The following is a 9182-nucleotide window of genomic DNA, read 5'->3' as shown; positions in this document are numbered from 1 at the left end:
CTGTTTCACCCACCATTTTGACCTATACGCCTGAGATTAGCATCATATTTACACAACTTATACAAAGTTCATAGTTTAACATTTTATGAAATCAAAGAAACTGGTACTCGCCGTAGCGGGTCTTATGGCTGCTGCCTTTGCAGGCAGCAATGCCTCTGCACAGGTTCGCGATGTGAGCGTTATGGTATCTCCATACGCTTCATACAACTGGTGGAACTCTAACATCGCCCTCAAGAATTCACCCTTCGTCGGAGCCCGTGTAGGCTTTGGCTTCGGTCCTTTCTTCGAGATCCGCGCCAATTACGAGCAGTCCATCAACCTCAAGAATGCCCTCCAGGACAAGGAGTGGAATCCCCTCAATGAGGAGGCTCTGAAGAAGCTGGACGGCATGGATATGACCATCTCCCGCGTAGGTGGTGAGGCTAAGGTCAATCTCCTCGGCAATTACGCTGTAACTCCCTACCTTACTGCAGGTGCCGGTGTCCAGGTACTTGACTACAATCCTTTCAAGGTTGAGAACAAGGATGCGATCATCGAGGAGGCTAAGGTCAAGGACAAGCAGCTCTACTACACCCTCGGTGCCGGTATCAAGCTCCGCATCACCGATCGCATGGCATTCTCCATGGAGGCTCGCAACCTGGGCTTCAACATGAACGCCAACAACTCCTTCATCAATAAGTACAGCAACATAACGGATCTGGACAAGAAGAAGTATGGCAACTGGTCTGCACTTGCCTCCTTCGACTTCTACCTCGGTGGCAACGCTGCCCCCGGCAGCCACCAGCTGGGTGACCGCTATGCGAGCCTCTTCAGCGACGGCTTCCGCGGTATGAAGTTTGTCCTCGAGCCCGGTGTACAGTACGTAGACTTCCGCAACAAGACCGGTCTGAGCGACCAGTGGTTCATCGGAGGGAGCGCAGGTGTCGACTTCTCCTCTCTCGTCGGCTTCCGCGCCTTCTACTACCAGGCTACCAAGGAGCCCAATAAGCTGAGCTTTGACTTCAATAAGGACCTGAAGATGTACGGTGCCAACTTCATCGCACGTCTCAATTACCCGCGTGGTATCGTCCCATACCTCCGCTTCGGTGCCGGCTACCTCGACCGCAACAACCTCATCGAGTCTAAGGACAAGGAGCAGGCAAAGGAGAACTTCAAGTCTCACGACCTCTTCGGTATGCTCGGTGCTGGTATTGAGATCCCGATCTCTCGCTGGTTTGCCCTCTTCGGCAACGCTGATGCCCTCCTGATGACCGCCAATGAGCAGAGCATCCAGAGCGTAAGCACACCTAAGGACATTGCTGTCAATATCGGCTACACCGCTGGTCTCCGCATCAATCTCGGTGATCCCGTGCTCCAGAGCGAGCTCATGGACGACACTGAGACCGTTGCCTACAACGAGCGCACCAATGAGCTCCGCAGTGATCGTCAGGATAGTGAGGCTCGTGAGAGTCGTGAGGTTCGCGAGAGTCGTGACACCAGTAGCAGCTCTAAGGTCTGCCGCTCTGAGGTGAAGAAGCACCAGCACCAGGGTAAGATGATGACCAAGAAGGAGTTTGAGGAGATGGTAAATCGCATCATGGCTCGCATCCACGAGGAGGAGGGCAAGCGCGCCTCCCTCTACACGGCTGACGAGACCGACGTGATCCTCCGCGCCCTTACCTCTCAGAGCACCTCTACCTCCACCTCTACCACGACCGTCACCTCTGACGATCGTGCCATTAGGGACCTTCAGGCTCGCGTAGGCTCACTCGAGCGTGATGCCCGCAGCAACAACAATGGTAGCGTGGCTCCCTCCACGACGATCATTGCTCCCGGCACCGGATACAATGCTCCGCAGCCTGCTCCCCGTGGCTCCTACGATGTAGCTCCCTCAGAGCGTCCCGCTGCTATCCACCCCAATGGTGGCTGGCTGAAGCTCAACCGTCTCGCTGCCGTCACCGGCGTCAGCCTCGGTGAGTCCACCTCTTGGGCGCTCGGTATGCGTGGTTACATGCAGATCAGCGACAGCTCTTTTGACTTTATGCCTGAGATCATGTTTGGCTTCCGTCAGGGAGGTACCTCCTTTGATCTCGCCGGTAACTTTGTCTACAATATTGACATCAAGAGCCGCTTCACTCCCTATGTAGGTCTCGGCGTTGGCATCTTCCAGCACGGCCTGGGCACTAAGTTTGGCACCAACATCATCGCCGGTACCAATATCAATCTCGGTACCAATGGCGAGATGTTCGTTGACTACACCGCACGCAGTCTTTTCAAGAATAACCAGATCGCTGTTGGCTATCGATTCATCTTCTAAAGAAATCCCCTCTTTCGTTTTTTCAATAAGAGTAGATCCATTTAGATATGAATAAGATAACTACCACACTCCTGCTGACCATTGGTCTTGCCACCGCAGTCCCTGCCATGGCTCAGACCTCTCAGGTCGCTCCGGCAGACACGGTAGACGTGACGAGAGCAGGTGCTCCTGTCCTGTCCTCCGAGGATTATGCCGGTGCTTTAGGCATCAAGGACTGGGATAAGGTGGACGACAGTGCCATCCTCCCCATCACGCCCAAGCAGGCTGAGGAGCTCATCACCAAGATGATCGTAGCCAGCCGAGCCGACTCTCAGCGTAAGCTCAAGGAGGCTGAGGTGCTTAACGACTTCAAGGTCGAGACTCTGAAGAATAAGCTTCTCGAGTCGGCTCTGAGGAACGTCTACACCAAGGACTACGAGGCGCGGATGGACCGCCTTGAGACCCTCCTCCTGATCACTCTCGCTCAGCAAAATGGCGGGAAGCTTGACCCCGCGCTGGTGAGGTACCTCCTCGGCAATGGCGACCTCGCCTCACTCCTTACCGGAGGTGCTGCCACCCCGGCAACCACTTCAGGCAACAGCACGACGGCTGTCCTGCCGGGCACCAATGGTCAGCAGAATACGATTCCGCTCGCACCGGGTGCCAAGGCTGACTCTTGGGATCACTTCCTGAGCCAGGTCTTCTACGCCTTTGACAGCTCCAAGCTGGACGCGAAGGCAAAGGTCGTACTTGACAACGTCGCCGGCTGGATCAAGGAGAATAAGATGGCTGTAGAGCTCAGAGGATACGCCTCACCCGAGGGTAACATGCGCTACAACAACCGTCTCTCCGGTCGCCGCGTCAATGCCGCTGCCGACTACCTCCGGACAAAGGGGATCGCTGACGAGTACCTCCACATCGTACCCTCAGGAGAGGACACGATCAAGGAGACCTCCGCTCAGTACCCTGATGCCCGCCGTGTTGACATCCGTCCCTACTACGGCGAGTAATAGATAGATCTGCCCACATGGGCAGACAGATTAGCTAAGGCAGCTGTGAGATACTCTCGCAGCTGCCTTTCTTTTATGTACTCACCTATTGAGCTATTGGGATCAGTAAGAGCCAATGGGTGACGCATAATCGCCTGCTTTTCCCCTTGCTCATGGAGAATTTGGTACCTTTGAGAGAACTTATATCTCAAGAGACATTTCCGATCCTATGGATAAGAAAATACTAGCCTTAGTCACGGCAGCCCTCGGCCTCTCTGCCACGGTCGTTGGTCAGGAGCCCATCTCACCGCTGACGCACCTCCTGCACGCTCGTCAGGCGATGTCGCTACAGGCCTACACCGGTGTGGTGGAGAGCTTGGCACCGCTATATAAGGAGACCTGGAGTATGCCCATCATGGGCGAGGAGGCACTTTACCTCGATGCCATTGCCCGCAGCTGTATGGGCGCTGAGGAGGCGGACCTCAAGCTCCTCCACTTCATTGAGCAGCATCCTCATAGCGCCCTCCTGCCCTATGCTCAGAGTCGACTCGGAGAGTGGTACTACGTGCGGGGAGACTACTCCGGAGCGGTCTACTGGCTGGAGCGGACCGATGTGTCGGCCCTGCCGGAGGAGAGAGCGCAGGCGATCGACTACTACCACGCCTACTCTCTGATGAAGACCGGCTCCGAGGAGGCGGCGCTCAAGCTTTTCCTCCCGCTGACCTACTCCCGAGACTTCCACAACGCTGCAGCCTTCTACGGCGGCTACCTCCTCCTCAAGTCCGACCGGGCAAGCGAGGGAGAGAGGCTACTCTCGGGACTCTACAGCAATACCACCTACGGCACCGAGGCACTCGCCTATGTGGCTGAGTCTCGACTCTCTCAGGAGGACTTTGAGGGAGCACTGACACTGGCACAGAGGGGGCTCAAGAGGGATGCCTCCGAGAGCAGTGCCCGTCACTCCCTCCTCCATACCGCAGGCCTTGCCGCAGCGATGACCGGGCGGATTGACCTCTCCACAGACTACCTGAGACAATATATGAGGCAGGCAGAGCAACCGGGGCGGATTGACCTACTTGTCCTCGGGAAAAACCTCTACGAGCTTGGCCACGAGACGGAGGCCATCGGCTACCTCACGCGGGTCGATGACGGCACTCCCGACTTTATGTCTCAGCTCTCTCACTACTATCTCGGGCTCACTAATCTGAGCAGCGGAAAGAGCAGCAGTGCCCTTGCCTCCTTTGACCGGGCGTCTGAGATTGATGTCTACGCCCCGCTGACTGAGGATGCACAATTCAATGGCGCCCTCGCTGCCTATGCGGGGCATCAGGGACGTCTCGGTGCCGGTACGAAGCGCTTCGCTTCCTATCTCAGGCGCTATCCCACCGGAGCCTATCGACCCAAGGTGATCACCTACCTCAGTGACGCCTTCCTCAATGACCCCAAGCGAGCCGATGTACTGCGGGAGATCTCCACTATCAGCCCGCTTCCTCCTGAGCTGAGGAGGGTGAGGGAGAAGGTGAAGCTCGGGGAGGCCAATCAGTCACTCGCGGGAGGCGACCTCCGGAAGGCAACCGAGCAGTACGGGCGTATCATCGGGAAGAACGAAGACCCGGAGAGCGTCGCCGAGGCTTATCTCTGGCGTGGAGAGGCGGCATACCGCAAGGGAGACTACACCGGCGCCATCAGCGACACCCGTGCCTATCTCGACAACCGTCCCGAGAGCCTTAAGCTCAATCCTCAGGCTTACTACACCTTAGGATACGCCTACTTCAATAATAAGAGCTACGACCAGGCGAAGAGCGCCTTCCGGTCCTACCTCTCTCAGTCCACCCCATCGACCAACGAGCGCACTGCGGTACTCAACCGCCTCGGCGACATCTCTGTGCAGGAGCGCCGACTCAGCGAGGCGGCCGACTACTACGACCAGGCAGCGCGAGCCGGTGGAGAGGAGTCAGACTACGGCTTCCTCCACCGTGGTATTGTCCTCGGGCTGCAGAAGGACTACGAGGGCAAGATCAGCCTCCTCTCCCGCATGCAGCAGACCTTCCCCTCCTCCTCACTCCTGCCGGAGGGCTTCTACGAGCTGGGACAGACCTACAGCATACTCAATAGACAGTCCCTCGCCCGACAGGCGTACGACCGTGTGGTTACCAATTACCCCCGCCACGAGCTTGCCCCCTCTGCCGCAGTACAGAGGGCTCTCACCTATATGAGCGAGGAGAGCTTCTCACAGGCAGCGGATGCCTATGTGGCGGTGATCCGCAGCTACCCCAAGTCCGATGCGGCCAAGACGGCGCTGGAGAACCTTAAGGCACTCAGCATCCAGCTCAATCGCGTGGATGAGTACAATAGCTTGGTCCGCTCCATCGGTGGCGCCGGTGCGATCTCCGACCACGAGATGGACGAGATGACCTATCTCGCAGCGGATAAGGTCGTCTCCGAGGGCAAGCCCGCCGAGGCGGTCAAGGCACTGGACAACTACCTGACCCGCTTCCCTGCCGGAGCGTACCTCGACAAGGCCCTCTACAGCAAGGCGCTGATCCTCTCCTCTAATAAGCGGCACAGGGAGGCGACACCGATCCTCGAGCGTCTCGCATCGATGCAGCTCGAGCCCACGATGAGTCACGATGTGCGGCTGCTACTTCTGGAGAATTATGAGCGAAGTGGCAACTCCGCCCGTGCGGCAGAGGTCGCCCTTCAGCTCGCCAACGAGAGCAGTACTCAGGCCGACCGAAGTCGCTACATCTCCGCCGCAGCGACCCATGCGCAGAAGAGCGAGAGCTTCGACTTCCTCCTCGCCCTTGCCGATGATGTCTCTCGGAGCAAGTGGGACCTCACACCGCAGACCCGCTCTGAGGTGATGACGGCAGCCGCCACACGGTACGACCAAGTGGGGAAGAAGGACATGGCGCGACTCTATGCCCGGGCGGTACTTCAGCTGCCCGTCTCTGCCCAGACGACGGCAGCCCGCGTGCTGGCGGCAGAGGAGCTGTATGACCAGGGCCAGTTCCAGACCGTCCGTGACCGGATGGAGAAGGTGGTCGGCGGACAGTCCGACAGCCGCTACTGGCTTGCACGAGCCATCCTCCTCCTGAGCGACAGCTACGCCCGTCTCGGTGACAAGAGCACAGCCAAGACCTACCTCGAGAGCCTGCGGTCCGGGTACAAGGAGCAGCAGGATGGCATCATTGATCAGATCGACGAGCGTCTCTCACGTCTCTGACTTCGCCACACTCATTTTTATCTAAAGAAAGATCCTACCACCATATAATGAAGATCAGACAACTCTTAGTCACGCTCGCAGCATCGTCCATGCTCCTTGGCTTGAGCGCCCAGACGCCGGCAGACACACCCCGCCGGTCGATGACCCTGCAGAGAGCCTACATACCGGAGACAGGTCAGGCGAAGAAGGAATTTTTCAATCCCCTCGCCAATCAGACACCCCGACAGCTCCACCCACTGGACTTTGCCCGCAATAGCTACAGCCTGAGTATGAAGGCAAGGCCCCGTCTCTTCACCCCGAGCGAGAACCTATACCTGCCGGAGTACGGAAGCCACCACTTCTACGCCCGACTCTTTGGCGGTTATCCGGTCAAGGCGGGAGGAAATATCGGGGCTCACTTCAGGGTAGGAGACTACGGGACGATCACTGTAGCCCTCGACCACACCTCTCGCCACGCCACGGGCGAGATGGGCAAGCTGGATACAGCTCCGATCAATGAGACCCACGACACGGAGGGGCTGGTGAGATACGCTCAGAAGCTACCCGACAGCGACCGAATGCTGGAGATCGAGGGCTTCGGCTTTGGGCACGCCCACTCGCTCTATGGTCACCCGCTGAGCTCGGTGAAGTCAGGCGAGCTGCCGTACCACTTCATCACCGCTACGCCCGAGAAGCCCGAGCTGATGAGCTACTATGGCACGGGACTTAGCGTCTCCCTCTCACCGGCACCCATCAGCGCCCTCTCCACCTGGGAGTATAGCCTGAGCGCTACGGTCGACTACGGCAATCGCAATGCCGACGTCAACGCCCATCGGGAGGGTGAGCCGATCGGGGTATTCATCTCCGGACGGGGCGATGCGCTTCACGCCGGAGTGATGGGGAGCCTCACCTATGGTGCTAAGATCAATGACTTCAGGTTTGGCGTCGACGCCGGCTACGAGATCAATCGCTTCTCTCTTGATAAGGAAGTATCAGGAGGCAAGGCGTCCCAGATCATCACCCTCATCCCCCACTTTGACTACATCATCCCTTCGCTCCAGGTGCGGGCGGGGGTAAAGGTGCAGCTCCCCACCATGGGTGCCAAGCAGCTGCTGATCACGCCCGATGCGCGGCTCCGCTGGAGGATGCACGACAAGGTTTCGCTCCTACTCTCCGCTACCGGAGGCATGTCGATGCTCTCGATGCGCGACCTCTACCGGATCAATAGGTATGCCGACCCGATGAGCATGGCGCTTGGCATCGAGTCCTCCACCTACGATGTCGCCCTCGGGCTGGAGCTGGGCTCTTGGAACGGCTTTGCCCTCGACCTCAAGGGCGGGTATGCCGACTACAGGGACTTCTACGACTTTGCAAGCAAGAGTGCCTCCACCCCCACACCGGAGGGCTACGAGGGAGAGCCCTATGCTGCGGTGGCACTCTTTGACCTCCGCAATCTCGGCACGGTCCGTCACGGCTACGCTAGCCTCGGCGCCCGCTATATGGGAGCAGAGGGGCTAAGCGGTTCGCTCGGCGTGAAGTACAATCACTTCGCCCGCCCGGCGCTCACAGCGGAGGAGAGCACACAGCCGGATCACGAGCTGATGGAGAGCATCCTCGGCAGACCCACTCTCGAGCTGACGGCAGACCTCACCTACAGTCCGATCAAGGACCTGACACTGAGCGCCAACTTCCTCGGCCTGGGAGGGATCAAGATGCAGCAGCTGCTCCCGAGGGACGTTGTCCGTGAGGGAGAGGAGATGGTCTACACCCTACCCTTCATCACCAAGCTCGATGCCCAGGTCTCCTATAAGGTACTGAAGAACCTTGGGCTCTCGCTCACGGTGGAGAATCTTCTCAATCAGAAGATCCAGCGCTGGAGCCACTACTACAGCCCCGGCATAGGCGTCTACGGCAGCATCACCCTCGAGCTGTAGACTTTCAGGGCAAGAACTAAAGCAAGGGCTGACTCCGTGGTACGGGGTCAGCCCTTTTTTCATTCCCTCCGACCGATAATCTGGCTGGTCGACAGATGGCATCAAAAGACCTTTGCAAAATGGTCTTTCGCCGAAAAAAGCACCGCTTTTTCGGCAGGGGCCTTGCAGAATGCCCCAGATGCAAGGGACTGAGAGTGAGGGCGAAGGGAGTGTGCTTACGCACATGACCAAGCCCGAATCTCGAATGTGACGCTGCAGATGGGGTATTATGCAAAGGTCTCATCACAGTATCTCTCTTGCGATCCAGGCACACGCCTCCGCATCAGCCAGGGCATGGTGATGATCTCTCAAGTGATACCCACACGCCTCAGCCACAGTCTGCAGCTGGTGGTTCTCTAAGCAGGGGAGTACACGCTTAGCGACGCAGAAGGTATCGTAAAAGTCATAGTCCGGATACTCCATGCGGTAGGTCCTGAAGGCAGCCCTCAGGCAACTCTCGTCGAAGGATTTATTGTGAGCCACCAGTGGCAGGCCCTCTATCAGGGGCTCCACCTGTGACCACACGTGGGGAAAGAGTTCAGCCTCGTCCGTATCTCGGTGACACAGACCATGCACCTGAGAGCACCAGTAGTTGTAGTAATTTGGCTCCGGGTGTACGAGAGAGTAAAAGGAGTCAACGATCTCGCCTCCTCGGACCACAACGACGCCTACGGAGCAGATGGAAGAGCGCTGATTATTGGCGGTCTCAAAGTCTATTGCGGCAAAGTCTCTCATAACAC

The 9182-nt window shown here is 57.9% G+C and carries 5 protein-coding genes; 4 read left to right on the top strand and 1 reads right to left on the bottom strand.

Going from position 1 to position 9182, the window contains the following annotated elements:
- Positions 1-85 precede the first annotated feature (85 nt).
- From HMPREF2890_RS05295 to HMPREF2890_RS05280, 4 genes are all read left to right on the top strand, one after another.
- Complete coding sequence (locus HMPREF2890_RS05295; RefSeq protein ID WP_070466313.1) at positions 86-2296, top strand: outer membrane beta-barrel protein; 2211 nt, start codon at positions 86-88, stop codon at positions 2294-2296.
- 47 nt (positions 2297-2343) lie between these two features.
- Complete coding sequence (locus HMPREF2890_RS05290; RefSeq protein ID WP_070466310.1) at positions 2344-3285, top strand: OmpA family protein; 942 nt, start codon at positions 2344-2346, stop codon at positions 3283-3285.
- A 208-nt stretch (positions 3286-3493) separates the two neighbouring features.
- The gene (locus tag HMPREF2890_RS05285; RefSeq protein ID WP_070466308.1) at positions 3494-6490 is read left to right on the top strand and encodes a tetratricopeptide repeat protein; all 2997 of its coding nucleotides are present in this window, start codon (positions 3494-3496) and stop codon (positions 6488-6490) included.
- A gap of 47 nt (positions 6491-6537) precedes the next feature.
- A complete protein-coding gene (locus HMPREF2890_RS05280) occupies positions 6538-8403 on the top strand; it encodes a TonB-dependent receptor (protein WP_070466306.1) in 1866 nt (621 codons plus the stop codon).
- A gap of 282 nt (positions 8404-8685) precedes the next feature.
- Here HMPREF2890_RS05280 and HMPREF2890_RS05275 read toward each other — a convergent pair whose 3' ends face one another.
- Positions 8686-9177, bottom strand: a complete 492-nt coding sequence (locus tag HMPREF2890_RS05275) for an exonuclease domain-containing protein (RefSeq protein ID WP_070466315.1) — start codon at positions 9175-9177, stop codon at positions 8686-8688.
- Positions 9178-9182 lie beyond the last annotated feature (5 nt).

The sequence above is a fragment of the Porphyromonas sp. HMSC065F10 genome (assembly GCF_001808555.1).
Taxonomy (GTDB): Bacteria; Bacteroidota; Bacteroidia; order Bacteroidales; family Porphyromonadaceae; genus Porphyromonas_A.
This window is presented reverse-complemented; position numbering and strand designations above follow the sequence as displayed.

Bases quoted from the DNA above. Each gene is read 5' to 3' on its own strand.
- HMPREF2890_RS05295 (WP_070466313.1), top strand. From the start codon at position 86: ATGAAATCAAAGAAACTGGTACTCGCCGTAGCGGGTCTTATGGCTGCT.
- HMPREF2890_RS05290 (WP_070466310.1), top strand. From the start codon at position 2,344: ATGAATAAGATAACTACCACACTCCTGCTGACCATTGGTCTTGCCACC.
- HMPREF2890_RS05285 (WP_070466308.1), top strand. From the start codon at position 3,494: ATGGATAAGAAAATACTAGCCTTAGTCACGGCAGCCCTCGGCCTCTCT.
- HMPREF2890_RS05280 (WP_070466306.1), top strand. From the start codon at position 6,538: ATGAAGATCAGACAACTCTTAGTCACGCTCGCAGCATCGTCCATGCTC.
- HMPREF2890_RS05275 (WP_070466315.1), bottom strand. From the start codon at position 9,177: ATGAGAGACTTTGCCGCAATAGACTTTGAGACCGCCAATAATCAGCGC.